The organism is Anaerofustis sp. NSJ-163, from assembly GCF_024135845.1.
GTDB classification, from domain to species: domain Bacteria; phylum Bacillota; class Clostridia; order Eubacteriales; family Anaerofustaceae; genus Anaerofustis; species Anaerofustis butyriciformans.
In genome coordinates this window covers 59,541-78,034 of record NZ_JAMYJV010000002.1, presented here as the reverse complement: position 1 = coordinate 78,034, position 18,494 = coordinate 59,541, and the positions used below count along the sequence as shown (strand labels likewise).

Genomic DNA, 18,494 nt, shown 5'->3' with positions numbered 1-18,494 from the left:
ATTATGGCAAAAAAATTTACAAGAAATTCAGTTGATGTTAATATAGAAATTACAGATGAAATGAAAGCAACTATGTTAAAAGATTGGCCTGATAATATTCCGGATGAAAATGTTGCTGTTAGCGTTAATAATGTTACAAAGATGTATAAAATATATAAAAAGGCTTGGCATAGAGTTGTTAATGCTTTTTCAGATAAAGTTAAATATGGTGAGTTTTATGCTTTAAAAGATATTAATGTCAAGTTCCCGAAAGGTGAAACAATTGGTATACTTGGAGTAAATGGTTCTGGTAAATCTACTTTACTAAAAATGATTACAGGAGTTGTTACTCCCACAAAAGGAAATATAGAAGTTCATGGTAGAATCTCAGCATTGTTAGAGCTTACATCAGGATTCGATAAAGAACTTACGGGATATGAAAATATATTTTTGAAAGCAACTACTCTTGGAATTCCTTTGGATGAAATGGAAAAAAGAATTCCGGATATAATTGAGTTTGCAGATATAGGAGATCATTTATATCAGCCTGTAAGAACTTATTCTTCCGGTATGAAGTCAAGACTTGGTTTTGCAATAAGTGTAAATGTTGAACCTGATATATTAATAGTTGATGAAGCTTTGGCAGTAGGGGATGATACTTTTAAATTAAAATGTTTATCAAAAATTGAAGAGTTTAGAAAACAAGGGAAAACAATTCTTTTTGTAAGTCATAGTTTATTTACTATTCGTGGGTTTTGTACGAAAGCTATGTGGATAAAAGATGGGGAACTAATGGCTAAAGGTGATACCGATATGGTAACGAAACTTTACGAGGACTATTTAAAAGAAGTAAGGACAAAAAAGAGGATTCAAGAAAGAGAAAGCCAGGAAAAAGAAAATGAAATTTTTGAAAAAAAAGATATTTTAGAAGTAATAAAAACGAGATTTATAAACACAGATGTTGATTTGAATAATAGAATGAGATTTCAATATGGATCATCTTTGGTTTTTGAAGTTGAATATGAAGTTAAAAAAGAAATAGAAAATGATTTAGTTGCTTCTTTTTCTATTAGAGATATCGAAGACAGAGTTATTTTTGCAACAAGTAAGCAAAATGCAGATAATACAGTTGAATCTTCAATGGGACGACATGTATATAGAATTATTTTACCAAATTTAAAATTACTTCCGGGAACTTATAGAGTGGCTGGTGAATTATGGAATAATGAAGCAGGTCTTCATTTTAAATTTGCTACTATAAGAAGATTAATAATTAATAGTAAAGATTATCATGGTGATGGTGTTTATGAAATACCGTATAAGACTATGAAAGATGAATTGTTACTCGAAGAACGAAAGAATAACGGAACCTTGACTGACGAGTTCATTGAGAATATGTTTAAATTATAGTTATATAAAGAGGAATAAACATTATGTCTAATAAAGTTGAACAAAAATCAATAACCAAAGGACAAAGTTTAAAAAGAAGAACAGCAAAATTTTTATTAAGAGCATCTTTTTATATTTCATATATTTTACCTATACAAAAAAAGGTTGTTTTTGTTGCTAATAATACAGATAAATTGGATAGAAATCCTAAATATATTTATGATGAAATAAAAAGGCAAAATTTAAATTTAAAAACTGTATGTATGTTTAATATTGCAGGAAAAAAAGGTTTAAAAAACCAGATTAAATATTTACTTAAAAATATGTTATCAGAATATCATATGGCAACTGCAAATTTTATTATTTTAGATGCCCATTATTTTCCTTTGTATGTTATTAAAACCAAGAAGAAAACAGTTGTAATACAAGTTTGGCATGCAAGTGGTGGATTTAAGAAAGTTGGTTATAGTGTTTTAGATAGAAATTTTGGTATTAGTAAAAAGGATCTTGAAATCAGCCCAATTCATACAAATTATACTTATTGCTTGATGGGTAGTCAGTATAATGCAAAATTTTATGCTGAAGCTTTTAATGTGGGAATGGATAAATTTGTTACTAATATTGGTATACCTAGAACAGATGTTTTTTTTAACGAAGAATTAAAAAGTATGCTACCTGAAAAAGTATGTAATATGTATAATCTTCCAAAAGATAAAAAAATTATATTATATGCGCCTACATTTAGAGGTGAACATAAAACAGATGCATATTTTAAAGATGATTTAGATTTTTCTGTTATGAAAGAAAATATAGGTGAAAAATATATTATATTATTAAAACTTCATCCATGGATAACGGAAAAATATAAGATTAATGATGATTTAAAAGGTTTCTTGTTTGATGTAAGCGATTATCCTGATATAAATGAATTAATGATGATAAGTGATATAATGATTACAGATTATTCATCTGCAATATTTGAATATTCTTTACTTGAAAGACCTATGATGTTTTTTGCAAGTGATTACTATGATTATATTGATGAAAGAGGTTTTTATATAGATTTTCATAAAGATCTTCCAGGAAAAGTTTATACTGATACCATATCTATGGCAATGGATATAAAAAATGGTAATTTTGAAATGGATAAAGTAAAAGATTTTAAAAATCAAACATTTGAAGTTGCTGATGGTAAAGCCAGTGAAAGATTTGTAAATGAATTAATTAAACCTAATATTATAAAATAAAATTATACTTTTAAGGAGGAGTTAAAATGTCAACAGGAATGATCATTTTAGCCGGTGGTATAGGTAAAAGAATGGGGAGACCTGTACCCAAACAGTTTTTATTACTTGGAGGAAAACCTATTATTCTTCATGTGCTTGAAAAAATTGAAAAAATTGAAGAAATAGAAAAGGTTGTTATTTGTTCGCCTAAAGAACATATTGAAGAAATGCAAAGATTAATTTTTAACCACAACATTCAAAAAAATATTTTATGTGTTGAAGGTGGTAAAAGTAGACAGGAATCAACATATATAGGATGTAAATATCTTGAAGATGTAGACAGTGTTATTGTTCATGAAGCGGTAAGACCTTTTGTAAGTAAAAAGGAATATGAAGAATTAATTAATGATGAAAATGATAATGCAATTTATGGACTAGATATCCCTTTTACAGTTTTAAAACAAAAAGATAATTTTATATCTGAAAATTTGGTAAGAGATGAGCTTGTAAATGTTCAGCTTCCACATAAATTTGAATTAAAATTATTACTTGAAGCTCACGAAAAAGCAAGAGAAGAAGAATTATTTTTTACAGAAGATGCATCTTTATTCTATCATTATAATCCTGATAAAAAAATTAAAGTTTTACCAGGTTCTTTATACAATATAAAAATAACTACGCCTGTTGATTTGGTAACATGTGAACAGATATATAAAGAATTTATAGTAGGAAAGGAATAATATAAAATGAAAACATGTATTATTACTGGAGCAAGTCAAGGTATAGGTAGAGCTACAGCTATAAAAATGAGTAATGAAGAAGGTATAGATAACATTGTCTTAATGGCAAGAAATGTTGATAATTTAAATAAAACAAAAGAAATGATGAATCCTAAATGTAATGTTATGGTTTTACCTAATGATATGATGGATTTGGATGGAATTGATAAAAAAGTCGATGAAATTTATAAACAATTTGGTTCTATAGACTTACTTATAAATGGAGCTGGTTTTGTAAATCCTACAGCTTTACTTGATACGACAAATGATAATTTCGAAAGAACATTTACAATCAATACTGTTTCTATGCTTGTAATGATTAGAGCATGTGTGAGATATATGAAAGGTAAAGACGCTAAAATTTTAAATATAGCTTCAACAGCAGGATCTACTTCAAGACCTGGTTGGGTGGCTTATGCAGCTGCAAAAGCCGGAGTAATATCTCTTTCTAAAACATTAGCTGATGAACTTAGAGATTATAAAATTAAAGTTTATTGTATTTCTCCTGGAAGATGTGCTACTGAGCTTAGAAGGATTTTAGCTCCAGAAGAAGATCCAACAACAATAATGCAACCTGAAGATGTTGCGGAAGTAATTGCAAACTTGTTAAGAACAGGAGAAAACTGTTTAGATGGACAAGATATTATTGTAAGACAAAAATAGGGGGTAATAAAATGAGTGATTGTCTTTTTTGTAAAATAATAGCAGGTGAAATTCCTTCAACTAAAGTTTATGAAGATGAACTTGTATATGTATTTAAAGATATCGAACCTATTGCACCTTTTCATGCTTTGGTAGTTCCCAAAAAACATTATTCATCTATTTTAGATGTTGATGACGAAGATAAGATAATTAATCATATTTTTGCAGTATGTAAAAAAATTGCGAAAGATCAGGGCTTTGATGAAAAAGGATTTAGAATTATAAATAACTGCGGTGAAGATGGAGGTCAAAGTGTTCATCACTTACATTTCCATTTATTAGCAGGAAAAAAATTATCTTGGGAAGCTTAAAAAGAGCATTTTATATGCTCTTTTATTTTTTATGGCAGTTACAATTTGTACAGTTGCATTCTTCGCTGTTACAATCACATATTTTATAATTACCGCCATCAATAATTAGCTTTCCACCTTTTGTTAAAAAGTTAGCAATTTTTTTTCTGGCACTTGTATATAATATTTGAATAGTTGCTCTTGAAACATTCATCCATTTTGCACATTGTTCTTGTGAAAAATTTTCGTTGTCCATAAGTCTTATTACTTCATATTCTTCTACTGTCAAAGTTGTTGTTTCGCTATTATTGTTTTGTGATATAAAAGTATTTGATATAGGCATTTTGCAAACATTTTTGCATTTTGTAGGTCTTGGCATTTTTTCACGTCCTTAATTTATTTATATATAATATTAAATAGGATTTATTTTTTTGTCAATATTTATGTAAAATAAAAGCTGACGTTATGTCAGCTTTACATATAAATAATTAGTCCATATTATTATCTACTTTATTAAAGAAACTTAGAGAATATAATCCGCTTATTCCAACTAAAGCAAAGATTATTCTGCTTACTATTGATGATTGACCACCAAATAATGCTCCAACCAAATCAAATTGAAAAAAGCCGATAAGCCCCCAGTTTATAGCACCAATGATAACTAATAATAAAAATAGCTTATTCATCTTTTTCACTCCTTTTTAGAAATTTTCTATTTTATTTTTTCCCAAAAAGAAAATTTTATGATTTTTAAATAAAAAAGACTTGTAAAATATACAAGTCTTATTTTGCAACTTCTATTAAATTATCAGGTGTATTGTTATATACTCTTGAATTCTTAGGTACACTTGTTGTCAACCAAACATTACCTCCGATTATAGAGCCTTCACCAACTGTAGTACTGCCTCCAAGAATAGTTACTCCGGCATATATAATTACGTTATCTTCAATATTTGGATGACGTTTAACTCCTTTTACAGGGTTACCATTTTCATCAAGTTCAAAACTTTTTGCTCCAAGAGTAACTCCTTGATAAAGTTTTACATTATTGCCTATAACGCAAGTTTCTCCTATAACAACTCCCGTTGCATGGTCTATAAAGAAATATTTTCCTATTTGTGCTCCTGGATGAATATCAATTCCTGTTTTTGTATGTGCATATTCTGTCATTATTCTTGGAATTAGAGGTACCTTTAAGTTAAATAGCTCATGTGCAAGTCGTTGTATTGTAATTGCTTCAAGGTAAGGATAGCTTAAAAGTATTTCTTCAATGCTCATAGCAGCAGGATCTCCGTTATAAGCAGCTACAATGTCTGTTGATAAATACTCTCTTACCTTTGGTATGCTTTCCATAAACTTAATGGTTGCTTCATCAGCTTTTTCTTTACATTTTGTACAATTTTTATTTTTATTTTCATTGTCACACATGTTTATGTAGACTTCTCTTATTATACTGTTAAGCTCCATTGCAGCAGTATTTAATCTTTTTCTAACATATATGTTTATAAATTCATTATTATCCAAATCTTTTTCATATATGGTAGGGAAGAGTCCTGCTTCAAGATTCTTTATGATTTCGTTAACTTTTAATTTCATGCCAAAGCCGCTGATGCCTTCATCTGTAAGTTCTTTTTGATTGATTTCAACAACTTGACTTGATATTTCCTTGCTTCTTGTTTCAAGCCATTGTTTCATGTTTATCATATTATGTCTCCTTTTTATTCTTCTAATAAAGGTAATGTTATTATAAATTCACTACCGACATTTTCTTTAGTCCTAACTCTTATTTTACCTTTATGGTCCAGAATAATGGATTTTGCAATACTAAGTCCAAGTCCCATTCCGCCTGTTTCTTTATTTCTTGATTTATCTGTTCTGTAGAATCTATCAAAAATATTTTTTAAATCTTCTTCTTTTATCCCCATTCCATTATCCTTAATAGATAGTATAGCATTATTGTCTTTACTTTGTAAATTGATTTTTAATGTAACATTATTATTTGAATATTTTATTGCATTATCTATTATTATTCTAATTACTTCTATTATCCTAAACTCATCAGCATTTATATATATATTTTTATCTATATTATTTATAAATGTAATATCAGGATGGGTTATTGTAAAATCTTTTATAATTAGATTTACACTGTCTGTTAAATTTACTTTATCAAAATTATAGTTTATTTTCTTTTTATCATATTTTGCTAAAAATAATAATCTGTTAACAAGATTTTTCATATTTTCAGCTTCAAAAATGATAGAATCAACACTTTCGTCTAAAATTTCTTCATCTTTTTTACCCCAGCGTTTTAACATGTTACCATATCCGGAAATAACTGAAATAGGAGTTCTAAGTTCGTGAGAAACATCAGAAACGAATCTTTCTTGTTTTTCGTATGCATCCTGGAATGAATCTATCATTTCGTTTGTTGTTTTGGCAAGTTCTTTAAGTTCATATTCTGCTTCTGATACATCAAGTCTTAAATCTAGATTTTCTGCGGTTATTTTTCTTGTTGTTCTGTTCATTTGGTTTATTGGAGCTAAAGTTTTTCCTAGTTTCATTCTTCCAAGAATAAGAATAATAAGTGCACCAAAACATAGAACAATAGAAACAGGAGGAATTACTGTTGTTAATCTTTCTATAAAAGGTTTGGCGGAATAAAAAATAAGAAGTTTATATATTCCGTTATCTGTCTTAATATCTCTTGAACTAACCAAATATCCTTTATTTAATAATGATATTCTTGGGAAGGCTTCAAATAAATAATTATATTTTAAATCTTTAATATATGTTTCTATATTATCATTTTTTTCTAAAAGATAATAATCTCCGTTTGTATTTATAATTGATATTATTGATTGTTTGTATTTTTTTTCTATGTTTTCAATATTTTCTATTATATAATTTTTATCTTCAAATCTTCCGTTTTTTAAAATTTTTGTAACGGTATTATTAATTTTACTGCTTTCATTATATGCTTCATCATATGTTGATTGTAAAAGAGAAATAGACAGCACAATAACAGCTACTACGGCAATTACCAAATAAAGGTATGTATACCATAGAGCCGTTTTTTGCTTTATGCTCTGACTATTTTTTCTCCTTCTTTTTTTCTCTTTTTTACTATTCTTCATCATCATCTTTAAATTGATAGCCTATTCCTCTTACTGTTCTAATATAATGTGTGTTGTATTTTTGATCAATTTTACTTCTTAAATATCTTATATATACATCTGTAACATTTGTTTCTGATTCATAATCATATCCCCATACATTACTAACGATTTGCTCTCTTGTTAGAACTATATTTTTATTTATCATAAGATATTCTAAAAGTTCAAATTCTTTTTTTGTAAGGGATATTTCTTCATTGTCAAAATGTGCTGAATAAGTATTTTTGTTTAAAACTATTTTACCGGCTTTAATTATTGCTTCTTTTTCTTTTTTTTCATTTTCTCGTTTTGATCTTGATAAAATTTTTCTTATTCTTGCGAGAAGTTCTTCTATTGCAAAAGGTTTAGTCATATAATCGTCTGCACCTATATCAAGCCCCATAACTTTATCTGAAACATCTGATTTTGCTGTAAGCATTATTATAGGTGTTTGAATGTTATTTGATCTTAGTCTTCTGCAAATCTCTATTCCGCTTAAATTAGGAAGCATTAAATCAAGTATAATTAGGTCGAATTTATCGTCCATAGCTTTAATAAGCCCGTCTCTTCCTTCTGTAGCTATTGTTAAGTTATATCCCTCATGTGTCAGTTCCAATTGTAAAAAACGTGCGATTTTTAATTCGTCTTCTATAAGTAATATTTCGTTCATTTTTTCCTCCTGGTTACATTATATCAATAATATTGAATCCATCTTCATCTTTTGAAATTTTTGTATGATTAACGTATGTATTTACATTATTTATATTTTTATTTGTTTTCTTTTTTATTTTATTTCGTTTATAAGGAATAATAACATCTTCACTATTTACTAAATCCATTGTGATTGATGAATTTGTTATCATTATAAATACTAAGAAAAGACCTATAAAAATTGAAGGTATTGGAACAATAATACAAATTAATATAGGTAGAAGTAATGGTATATCCATTATATTTTCATTCATATAATTAATTTTAAAACGATAACTTTTTTCTCCAAAACTTATTGATACAATATGTTTATATAGTCTTATTATATATCTTTCATCATAATTTATAATATACTCTAAAGCCTTTTCATAATTATTTCTTGAACGTATTAAAGCCTTTTCGCAAAAACCGTAATCTCTGCCAGTAGCATCTCTTAACATTTCAATTTTATTTTCATCTAACTTCATATTTTCCCTCTTTGAATTAAAATATATTTTAATTATAATATATAATCATATTTTATTAAATAATAATACAAATATATTAGATTAAAATTTGTTTATTATTAAAAACAAATTATATTAACTTGAGAATGAGTAAAAAACAATGTATAATAAATACAATTAAATAAATAATTTAGGAGTGTATTGATGGCATTTAATAAGAAAAATGTAACCATAGAATATATAGCTAACGCGGGAGTATTGTTTGAAAATAAAGGTAAAAAGATTTTAATTGATGGAGTTCATATTAAACCTGTACCACCTTATTTTAGCGTTAAAAAAGAAACAATGCAAAAAATTATAGATGGAGTTGCTCCATATGATAAAATAGATATTTTAGTTTTTACTCATCATCATATTGAACATTTTGATGCTTCTTGTGTATGTGAGATTTTAAAAAATAACAGATTAACACAACTTATTTGTACTTGTACTGTTATGGAAAGATTAAAGGAAAGTGCAAATTTTGATCCTATTATAGTTTCTCAAGTGCACGAATTTGAAATTCCTTTTTTCAAATCAATTTTAGCAAGTATCAAGAATGTATCATTTGAAGTTATTTCTTTACCTCATGACGGTAAAAATTATGAAGATGTAGAAAACTTTGCTTATTATTTTGAATTTGGTGGAAAGACTTTTATGCATCTTGGGGATAGTGCACCTGTTGTTGAGAATTTTAAAGAAGCTGGAATTTTTGAAAAAGATGTTGATGTTTTAATTGCTCCTTTCCCTTATATTGCTTTAAAAGCAGGAAGAGAAATAATAAACAGACTTAATCCAAGAAGGGTAATAATTGTTCATTTACCAGATAAAAATCTTGATAAAGGTAATTGGTTATATAATACATTTAGAGTATTTAAAAAATATGAAAGAGAACTTCCTCCAACAGATTTCTTTACAAATCCTGGGGAAGATATGACAATAAAATAAAAAAGAGCTTAATAAAAGCTCTTTTTTTTTATTCAACCTTTCCAAAGTCCGAGAAAGGTAAAATTCTAAATACTATTTTTGATTTAAAATTTTCTCTTGGAATAAAACCTATTTCTGCAGACCTGCTGTCTTTTGAGTTTGGTCTATTATCTCCAAGAACAAAATATTTTCCTTCAGGTACTGTTGTTAGAGGATAATCATCGTAAACCAAATCTTCTGAAATGTAAGGTTCATATATTTGTTCTCCGTTAACATAAACTTTAGAATTTTTAATTTCAACAGTATCTCCCGGAAGTCCTATAACTCTTTTTACATAATCATTGTTTTCATCAATTTTTACTACTGCTATATCTTGGAACTGAGGATCAGAAATAATATAAGAAATCTTACTTGCAATAACTTTATCCGAATCATTTAACGTTGGATACATGCTTGTTTGTTTAACCATTACAGGTTCAAATATAAATGTTCTTATTACAAGTGCAAGAATAATTGCAATTAATATTGTTAATCCCCAGCTGAAAATTTCTTTTATACCTTTTACCATTTTTATCTCCCTAAAAATTAGTCTTAGTATAATATACTTCTAATAAATTAATTTGTAAAGGCTTTTTTGTTATTCTAATGAAAAATCTATAGGTGTTTGACCATGTTCCATAAGAAATTTATTTGCTTTTGAAAAAGGATGGCTTCCGAAAAATCCTCTTGAAGCAGATAAAGGGCTTGGGTGATGGCTTGTTAGTATTAAATGATTAGGATTTGTTATAAGTTTCTTTTTGGAAATTGCAAAGTTTCCCCAAAGAATAAATACAAGAGGTTTTTCTCTTTCGTTTAGTAAAGATATTATTTTATCTGTAAATTCTTCCCAGCCTAGATTTCTGTGGCTTGCTGCATGGTTTGCACGTACCGTTAATACTGCATTTAAAAGAAGAACTCCTTGTCTTGCCCATGGTTCTAAACATCCTGTTGTCGGACGCTTTATTCCAAGATCATCTTCAAGTTCTTTAAATATGTTAAGTAGGGAAGGGGGAGGAGCTACACCTTTTCTGACTGAAAAAGACAAACCATGTGCTTGTCCTACTCCATGGTATGGATCTTGTCCTATAATACATATTTTTGTATCTTCATATGATGTATAGTGAAGTGCATTGAATATGTCAAACATATCAGGATAAATTTTATAATGTTTGTACTCATAAACAAGTTTTTTTCTTATTTCTTTATAATAGTCTTTTTGAAATTCGTCTTTTAATAAATCCTGCCAGTCATTTTTAAATTCAATTGCCATTTTTATTCCTCCGCATTATTATCATTAATAAAATCATTTATAACTTTATAAGCCATTGTTATACCGCAAACACTTGGTGCAAACATCATACTTGATGGCGTTTGATATTTTTTATTAACTTCATTTTTTGAATAGCATACTGTAAGTTTTTTTATATTTCTTTTCCTTAGTTCTTTTCTTATTATTTTAGCCATTGGGCAATACTTAGTTTTAAAAATATCTGTAATTACAATATTTTCAGGGGAAAGTCTGTTTCCCATTCCCATTGAAGAGATAATTTTAATATTATTTTTATAACAATATTCTATTAAATCAATCTTACTTGTCATTGAATCAATTGCATCAATAACATAATCAAATTCATTGTTTACAATTTGAGGAATATTTTCTTTATTAATAAAAGTCTTTAATTTAATTACGTTTGCATTGGGGTTTATATCCATTATACGCTGTTTTAGTACATCAACTTTATATTTACCTATTGTAGATTCTAAAGCTATAATTTGCCTGTTTAAATTCGTTATATCTACTTTGTCATTGTCAACTATTGTTATATTATATATTCCACTTCTTATTAATGCTTCTGCGCAGTAACCTCCAACGCCTCCGCATCCAATTAAAAGAACGTTTTTGCTCTTTAACATTTCGACGTTTTCTTTTCCTATAAGAAGTTCGTTTTTATAAAATCGCATTTTCTTCTCCTTATAAAAATAACCACGGGAATACCGTGGCTATTTTTTATTGATTATCTTTTTTCCAAAATTTTATTTCCACATCTCCAATTTTCATTTCTACTTTTTCATATGGATTTGGAACTTCTTTTCCATTTTCATCAATGACTGAGTCTTTATATGTTGGAAGAACTTCTTCTCTTGGATATCTTGAGTCTCTTTTTATTGTTCTTCCTGTTGAAGAGTCATTTATGATTGTCATATTAGGTTCTCTTTCCAATTGTTCTGATGTTGGAGAATATCTTCTATATTGTCTTTTTGGTCTTGTTTGTTTTTCTTGTTTATTATCGTAAGGATTATCCATAGGTATTCTTGAAGAATAATCATTAGTAGGAATCTTTGAAGATTTTCTTTCTTCGTCTTTTTCCAGCTTTGTTGTTATAGGAGTATATTGTTCTTTTTGTGGTTTTTCTTCTTCTTTATCAAAGCCAGGAGTATAAGTCATGTTTGGGATATTAGTCTTTTTTACTTGTGTTTTTGTTTCGTCTTTTGGTGGAATTTTAGGTTGAACTTTTCCGCCTTTTACTTTTGCTAATTCTCCAGAACTCATAACGTAAATTCCGTTATCATCTATTTGAGGTGAAGACACTGCTTCTTCTCTTCTTGTAGTTGTTCCTTTTTTAAATTTATAATAAGGATTTTCAACTATTCTTCCATCTGTTATTATGAATGGACTGTCTACATCTACATCAGGCATTGGATTTACAGGATCAGCTGTTTTTTCTTGTTTTTGTTTTCCTACTTTATTTAAGAAGTCTTTTGCATCTTGAATATTATTTCTTGATGCAACGATAGGTTCTTCTGTAGATACTTCCTCATCTTCATCACTTAACATGTCTTTTTGTTCTTCATCTTCTTCATATTCAACAGTTTGAGAAAGATCTTCATTTGTTACTTCTTCTATTTCATTATCATTTTCATCTTCGTCTTTAAAGAAATCATAATCAATTTCTTCATTATTTTCTTCTTCGTTTTCATCTTCTGCGATATCTAACGATTCTTCGTTTTGTTTAATGTCATTTTCAGCTGTTGTATCATCTTCTGAAAGACTTCTAAGTTCATTTAATAATTCTTGAATTTCTTCATCTTCTTCATCATCGCCTAAGGCTTCTGTTAATAAGTCTTCAAGGTCAGAATCTTTATTGTCATTTGTATCTTCATTTGCTGCCAATGCTGCGGCTTCAAGAGGAATATCTAAATCATTTTCATCATCATCAACTTCAATTTCTTCGGTTACTTCTTCAACTTCTTCAGGTTCTTCTTCTTGTTCATTATCAAGTTCATCTTCTGATAATGCATCATCTATAAGAGAATCTAAAGAGTCATCTTCAGCAAATAATTCTTCTTCACCGGCATTAAACTCGTCTTCAAGTTCTTTTAATAAATCTTCGTCTTCTAATTTTGCGCCTTCTTCTTCAATTTCTGATAAATCATCTTCATTAGTTTCTTCTTCATCATCTCTTAAATCTTCTAAATCGAAGTCTGCAAAATAGTCTGTTTCTTCTTCCGGTTCTTCATTTGATAATTCTTCTAACTCTTCATCTAGACTTACGTTTTCGGTAGTATCTTCAACATCATTATCGTTAGCTTCATTATCAAAAATGTCATCACTATCCATAGATGTATAATCTATTTCATTATCTGCTGGTTCATCATCATATTTTTCTTCTTTTGCTTCATCAAGTAATGGAGCATCTTTTTTGTCTTCACTGCTTAACTCTTTCATGTATTGTTCATATTCGTCTTCATCCATATATTCTGTTGTCATAATACTTTGAATGAAACCAAATGACGAAATTGCCATGATAATTGTTCCAGGAGTTAATACTTCCGCAAAAATTGAAGGTAATGGTAACGGAATAATTGCACCTAAATATTTCCATAGAAAAATTGTTGAATCAGTTGCAACGGACATTGTTGCGGCAAAATTTGCAGTGTACGTTGCTGCGGCATCTCCTAGGGCAATATTTAATGCTGATTCACTTACAGGCATTAAACCTCCGTTTAAAACTATAATTACAAAATTCATTAATGCCCCAATTAAAAGTGCATAAACCCATATTCCTTCTAGATTCAAGAATAGCCCGATAAATAAAAGTATGTATGCTACTATTGTTATCCAAAAAGCATAATCATTTAAAGCTGTAACTCCAGCCAATGCCAAAACTTTTTGTGACATGAATAAAATTATTGATACTAAAAAAATGTACCAACCTCTAAGTCCTCCCACAAAAAAGTTTTTTATACTACCTTTTCTTATCAGTCCCACTATTATGGAGATAATCGCGATTTCAAGTAAAAACATAATTAATTCCTTTCTTAACTGTAAAAGCTAAAGTTTTTTCTTAAAAAAATATTTATAAAACGTTTATATTTCATACAATATTATAGTAGTGTCTAAGGGTAAAACCGTAGACACTACATTTTAACATTTTTTTTAATGAAAATTCAATAGTTTTTAACAATTTAGTCTAAAATTCAGGCTCTATTAAGCCATATTGACCGTCTTTTCTTTTATATATTACATTAACGGAATCAGTTGTTGCATTTAGGAATACAAAAAATACATGATCAAGTAATTCCATTTGCAATGCTGCTTCTTCTGGAAGCATAGGTTTTATTGCAAATTTTTTGCTTCTAACGATCTTTGAATTATCTTGTTCGATTTCTTCCTCCTCTTCTTCATATCTTATTGAGTCCGTTAATTTCTTTTTAAGTTTATCTTTGTTTTTCTTTATTTGAGCTTCAAGTTTTTCAATGGCTTTATCAATTCCGTTTCTAACGTCTCTGTCTGATACTTCAACTCTTAAAAATGTTGAATCAACTGTAAGTGTGATTTCAGTTGTAACAAGGCCTCTTACTTCGCTAATCATAATGATTGCTTTAGGATCTTTAGGGAAATATTTGCTTAATCTGTCAAGCTTCTTTTCCGCTTCTTTTTCAATTAAAGCATAATCACCATTATAATTTTTAAATTTAATGTCAGTTCTCATGATCTTTACCTCGTTTCTTTAATTAATGCTTTCAGTGGTTGCAAGAGTTAAAAAATAAACTTCTTTTGCACCTGCTGATAATAATATTTCACTTAACAAATTTATGGTGCTTCCTGTTGTAAAAACGTCATCAACTATTAGAATTTTCTTGTTTTTTATTTCATTTTCTTTCTTTATTTTAAAAGCACCCCATAAATTTGTTTTGCGCTTGGTTTTACTTAGATTTTTTTGTTCTTTTGTAGATAATGTTTTTATAATTATATCATCCCTTAACTCTTTATCTGTATTGTCTTTAAAGCCTTTTGCAATAAGATAAGCTTGATTAAAACCACGTTTTTTTAATTTTGATGTGTGAATTGGCACAGGTAGTATCAAATCTACTTCTTTTAAAAAATCTAAGTGCTTGGTTTTTTCATATAAAATATTACCAAGACTAATGCACAAACCTTTATGTTTTTCGTTCTTAATTTTACTTATTATTTTTTTTGAATATTTTCCGTAATTCCATAAACTATATCCTTTTTTAAAAGAATAATTTTCGTTTTTGCAATTACTACAAATTCCTTTTTCATATATTTTTTTAGAGCATTTTTCGCATCTGTTGTTATCTTTAATCCACTCTAATTTATCATTACAGTATATGCAATATATATTGTCTTCTTTTAATAGTATTTTACCGCAAATACAACATTTTGTATTGTTTGGATAAAAAAACTTTTTTATTGTTTCTTTTATTAGTATATTAACATTATAACACGTTTTCATAAATTTTCTACTTTTTAATTGTTTTAATTGATATTTTTTTTGGAACAAACGGTTAGAAAATAAACGTTTTTTGCTTTGTTTTCTTTTAGTACTTTACTTATCTCGTTTATTGTAGATGAAGTTGTTAAAACATCATCAATTATTAATATGTTTTTATCTTTTATTTCATCTTTGTTTGTTACTTCAAAAGCTCCTTTTAAATTTTCTTTTCTTTGTTTTTCATTTAAACCAATTTGATCTTTTGTTGCTTTTGACTTAACTACAATATTTGATTTCATTGGAATATTTGAACTTTCTGAAAAGCCTTTTGCAATAAGCTTTGCTTGATTATATCCTCTTTGTTTAAATCGTTCTTTGTCTGATGGAGTTGGAATAATAAAGTCTATTTCATATAGAAAATCCACTTCATCTGTTTTTTCATATAATAGGTTTCCAAGTTCTAAGCAAAGACCTTCGCACCCTCCATATTTAATTTTTTTTATTATTCTTTTTGAATATTTATCATAATTCCATATTGAAAAGCCTTGCGTAAAATAATTGTCTTCTTCTTCGCAGCTTTTACATAAATTTGAATATGAAATAGGGGAGAGTTCTCTCGAACAAATTTCACATCTTTTTCCTTTTATCCATTCAATTTTATTATTGCATTTTTCGCAGAATATTTTATTTTCGTTTAAAAATATTCTATTGCATACGCTGCATTTTGGTGTTTTAGGATAAAAAAATCTATTATAAGATTCTTTTAAAATATTTAAAATATCCATTTAAAATTCCTTTTATAAATATTCGTTGAGTCTTTCTTTTAACATTGTTTTTCTTTTATTTTTATAAGCACTTTTAATCATGCTTTTAAGTGCATTTACTTCTCCGATTAATATCACCATTTCTTTTGCTCTTGTAATTGCCGTATAAAGTAAATTTCTGTTTAAAAATCCGCTGTATCCTCCGAAAATAGGAATTATTACTGCCTTAAATTCGCTTCCTTGACTTTTGTGTACCGTTATAGCATAAGATAGTGTTAGTTCATCTATTTGATCTTTTTGATATGTTACTCTCTTTTCTTCATCAAATACTATTTCAAGAGTTTGTTTCTCTTTATCTATTTTTTTGATTATTCCCATATCTCCGTTAAAGACACCTTCACCTTTTTTAAGAGTGTTAATATCTGTCCATTTCATTTGGTAATTGTTTTTTATCTGCATTACTCTGTCATTTTCTCTAAAAAGGGTAAGTCCAAAATTTAATTCGTTTTTTTCTTTATGTTCCGGATTTAATAATTGTTGGACGGATTTATTAAGTTCGTTAACTCCTGCAAGTCCTTTTTTTAGAGGGGATATGATTTGAAAATCTTTTAACAAATCATAATTTTTCAAAGGTGTATTTTTATAGTTGTATATTATATTTAATATATTTCTTTTAATTTTTTCTTGAGATATTGTATTAATAAAATAAAAATCTTTTGCTTCTTTGTTTAATACAGGAAGCTGTCCTTTGTTTATTCTATGTGCATTGGTTACGATAAGACTTTCTTTATCTTGTCTATAAATTGTGTTTAATTTTATTACAGGGAATATATCGCAGTTTATTAAATCTGCAAGTACGTTTCCGGCGCCTACTGATGGAAGCTGGTCTATATCTCCCACAAAAAGCAGAGATGTCTTGGGTTTTACTGCTTTTAAGAAAGCATCAAAAACCGTTATGTCAACCATGCTCATTTCGTCGATTATTATATAATCACTGTCTATTTGATTATCTTCGTTTTTACCAAAGGATAAAAAATGTTCTTCCTGTGGTGTGTATTCATATTCAAGAAGTCTATGTATTGTTTTTGCTTCACTTTTGGTGGATTCACTCATTCTTTTTGCTGCTCTTCCTGTTGGGGCAGTTAAAGTATATTTTTTCCCAATACTTCCAAGTATATAAATAATAGCATTAATTATTGTTGTTTTTCCTGTTCCGGGTCCACCTGTAATGATTGAAATTTTTGAAGTTATAGAAGTTTTTACAGCTTCAATCTGGTTTTTATCTAATTTAATCTTATTGTTTTTTTCATAGCCTTCAATCAATCTATCAAAGTCAATTTCTTGTTTATTTATATCTTCAAAGCTGTTTATGTACATAAGATTTTTTGCACATTCGCATTCACTTTCATAAAGCTGCTTTATAAAACATCTTTCTTCGTTATCTATTGTTTCCATTATTACGCTGTCGTCGAGAAATAGTGTTTTTAAATGATGATCTACTATATCCTTATCGACTCCGAGCATTCTGGCTGTTTTTTCTTCTAAATCATCTTTTAAAATATATGTATTTCCATCTTGATAACAATTGTTTAAAACATATTTTATTCCGCTTATAACTCTGTAAGGGCTTTCAAGTTCTATCCCCACACTCATTGCTATTTGATCTGCTCTTTTAAAGCCTATTCCGTAAACATCGTCAATAAGAGCATACGGATTTGTTTGTATTATAGCTAAAGTATCTGATTTGTACTCACTATAAAGCTTTCTTGCATAGTTTGGTTTTATATTGTATTTTGCAAGCTTCATTATTACATCACGCATATTTGACTGATTTTTATATTCTATTCCTACAATTAATGCTGTTTTCTTTCCGATTCCTTTTACTTCGCATAATCGAATAGGGTCATTTTCCAATATATCCATGGTTTCTTCACCAAAATGTTCTACGATATCTTTTGCTTTTTTAGGTCCGATTCCATTTAACATTCCACTTGCAAGATAATTATATATTGAGTCTGTATCAGTTGGTATTATGATTTCTATACTTTCGACTTTAAATTGTTCTCCGTATTTAATGTGGTTTGTATATTCTCCGCTTGCTTCAATATCAAGCCCTGGTTTAATATTTTCAAAATAACCTACTATGGTTACAAGTATACCGTTACAATCTACATCAGCTATTGTGTATAAATTATCGGGATTATGATAAATTATCCTGTCTATTTTTCCTCTTATTTTATCGCTCATTTCATACCTCGTTATAAAAAATTATATCATATTAAATTAAAAAAGAAATAAAGTCTATTGAAA

Annotated in this window: 20 protein-coding genes; 6 read left to right on the top strand and 14 right to left on the bottom strand. The window is 28.1% G+C overall.

From position 1 onward, the window contains the following. Positions 1 to 3 precede the first annotated feature (3 nt). The 5 genes from M6G78_RS02635 to M6G78_RS02615 are packed head-to-tail and all read left to right on the top strand — an operon-like array spanning position 4 to position 4,386. Positions 4 to 1,389: an ABC transporter ATP-binding protein gene (locus tag M6G78_RS02635; protein ID WP_138269222.1), complete on the top strand. Its 1,386-nt coding sequence runs from the start codon at positions 4 to 6 to the stop codon at positions 1,387 to 1,389. Between the two features lie 23 nt (positions 1,390 to 1,412). Continuing rightward, positions 1,413 to 2,615 carry a CDP-glycerol glycerophosphotransferase family protein gene (locus M6G78_RS02630; protein ID WP_138269221.1) on the top strand — a complete coding sequence of 401 codons (1,203 nt, stop codon included), beginning with the start codon at positions 1,413 to 1,415 and terminating at the stop codon, positions 2,613 to 2,615. Positions 2,616 to 2,641: 26 nt separating this feature from the next. Beyond that, complete coding sequence (locus M6G78_RS02625; RefSeq protein ID WP_138269220.1) at positions 2,642 to 3,334, top strand: 2-C-methyl-D-erythritol 4-phosphate cytidylyltransferase; 693 nt, start codon at positions 2,642 to 2,644, stop codon at positions 3,332 to 3,334. Positions 3,335 to 3,340: 6 nt separating this feature from the next. Beyond that, positions 3,341 to 4,036, top strand: a complete 696-nt coding sequence (locus M6G78_RS02620) for an SDR family oxidoreductase (protein WP_138269219.1) — start codon at positions 3,341 to 3,343, stop codon at positions 4,034 to 4,036. Between the two features lie 11 nt (positions 4,037 to 4,047). Next, a complete protein-coding gene (locus M6G78_RS02615) occupies positions 4,048 to 4,386 on the top strand; it encodes a histidine triad nucleotide-binding protein (RefSeq protein ID WP_138269218.1) in 339 nt (112 codons plus the stop codon). Between the two features lie 22 nt (positions 4,387 to 4,408). Here M6G78_RS02615 and M6G78_RS02610 read toward each other — a convergent pair whose 3' ends face one another. The 6 genes from M6G78_RS02610 to M6G78_RS02585 all read right to left on the bottom strand — a co-directional run bounded on the left by M6G78_RS02610 (position 4,409) and on the right by M6G78_RS02585 (position 8,698). Continuing rightward, a complete protein-coding gene (locus M6G78_RS02610) occupies positions 4,409 to 4,744 on the bottom strand; it encodes a DUF134 domain-containing protein (protein WP_253229536.1) in 336 nt (111 codons plus the stop codon). A 109-nt stretch (positions 4,745 to 4,853) separates the two neighbouring features. After that, complete coding sequence (locus M6G78_RS02605; protein ID WP_207669798.1) at positions 4,854 to 5,060, bottom strand: DUF378 domain-containing protein; 207 nt, start codon at positions 5,058 to 5,060, stop codon at positions 4,854 to 4,856. Positions 5,061 to 5,148: 88 nt separating this feature from the next. Beyond that, entirely contained in the window at positions 5,149 to 6,069 is a 921-nt protein-coding gene (locus tag M6G78_RS02600) for a serine O-acetyltransferase (protein ID WP_253229535.1), read from the bottom strand. 14 nt (positions 6,070 to 6,083) lie between these two features. Continuing rightward, complete coding sequence (locus M6G78_RS02595; protein WP_171020636.1) at positions 6,084 to 7,502, bottom strand: cell wall metabolism sensor histidine kinase WalK; 1,419 nt, start codon at positions 7,500 to 7,502, stop codon at positions 6,084 to 6,086. Next, positions 7,492 to 8,190: a response regulator transcription factor gene (locus tag M6G78_RS02590; protein ID WP_138269214.1), complete on the bottom strand. Its 699-nt coding sequence runs from the start codon at positions 8,188 to 8,190 to the stop codon at positions 7,492 to 7,494. Before M6G78_RS02590 ends, M6G78_RS02595 begins: the two co-directional genes overlap by 11 nt. Before the next feature lie 13 nt (positions 8,191 to 8,203). Beyond that, positions 8,204 to 8,698, bottom strand: a complete 495-nt coding sequence (locus M6G78_RS02585) for a hypothetical protein (RefSeq protein ID WP_138269213.1) — start codon at positions 8,696 to 8,698, stop codon at positions 8,204 to 8,206. 183 nt (positions 8,699 to 8,881) lie between these two features. Here M6G78_RS02585 and M6G78_RS02580 point away from each other — a divergent pair, with 183 nt between their 5' ends. Next, the gene (locus tag M6G78_RS02580) at positions 8,882 to 9,664 is read left to right on the top strand and encodes an MBL fold metallo-hydrolase (protein ID WP_138269212.1); all 783 of its coding nucleotides are present in this window, start codon (positions 8,882 to 8,884) and stop codon (positions 9,662 to 9,664) included. Positions 9,665 to 9,692: 28 nt separating this feature from the next. Here the strand turns inward: M6G78_RS02580 and lepB are convergent, their stop codons facing one another. The 8 genes from lepB to M6G78_RS02540 all read right to left on the bottom strand — a co-directional run bounded on the left by lepB (position 9,693) and on the right by M6G78_RS02540 (position 18,431). Further along, positions 9,693 to 10,211 carry a signal peptidase I gene (gene lepB, locus M6G78_RS02575; RefSeq protein ID WP_138269211.1) on the bottom strand — a complete coding sequence of 173 codons (519 nt, stop codon included), beginning with the start codon at positions 10,209 to 10,211 and terminating at the stop codon, positions 9,693 to 9,695. A 69-nt stretch (positions 10,212 to 10,280) separates the two neighbouring features. Continuing rightward, positions 10,281 to 10,952: a uracil-DNA glycosylase gene (locus M6G78_RS02570; RefSeq protein ID WP_171020635.1), complete on the bottom strand. Its 672-nt coding sequence runs from the start codon at positions 10,950 to 10,952 to the stop codon at positions 10,281 to 10,283. A 2-nt stretch (positions 10,953 to 10,954) separates the two neighbouring features. Then, positions 10,955 to 11,644, bottom strand: coding sequence for a ThiF family adenylyltransferase (locus M6G78_RS02565; RefSeq protein ID WP_138269209.1), 690 nt, complete (start codon positions 11,642 to 11,644; stop codon positions 10,955 to 10,957). Between the two features lie 46 nt (positions 11,645 to 11,690). Then, positions 11,691 to 13,988 carry a DUF5317 domain-containing protein gene (locus M6G78_RS02560; protein ID WP_138269208.1) on the bottom strand — a complete coding sequence of 766 codons (2,298 nt, stop codon included), beginning with the start codon at positions 13,986 to 13,988 and terminating at the stop codon, positions 11,691 to 11,693. A 166-nt stretch (positions 13,989 to 14,154) separates the two neighbouring features. Continuing rightward, positions 14,155 to 14,676, bottom strand: a complete 522-nt coding sequence (locus M6G78_RS02555) for an HPF/RaiA family ribosome-associated protein (RefSeq protein ID WP_138269207.1) — start codon at positions 14,674 to 14,676, stop codon at positions 14,155 to 14,157. 18 nt (positions 14,677 to 14,694) lie between these two features. Then, on the bottom strand, positions 14,695 to 15,441 hold the full coding sequence (locus M6G78_RS02550) for a ComF family protein (protein WP_138269206.1): 747 nt from the start codon (positions 15,439 to 15,441) through the stop codon (positions 14,695 to 14,697). A 23-nt stretch (positions 15,442 to 15,464) separates the two neighbouring features. Further along, positions 15,465 to 16,205, bottom strand: a complete 741-nt coding sequence (locus M6G78_RS02545; protein WP_138269205.1) for a ComF family protein — start codon at positions 16,203 to 16,205, stop codon at positions 15,465 to 15,467. Between the two features lie 12 nt (positions 16,206 to 16,217). Next, a complete protein-coding gene (locus M6G78_RS02540) occupies positions 16,218 to 18,431 on the bottom strand; it encodes an ATP-dependent RecD-like DNA helicase (RefSeq protein ID WP_138269204.1) in 2,214 nt (737 codons plus the stop codon). Positions 18,432 to 18,494: the final 63 nt, after the last annotated feature.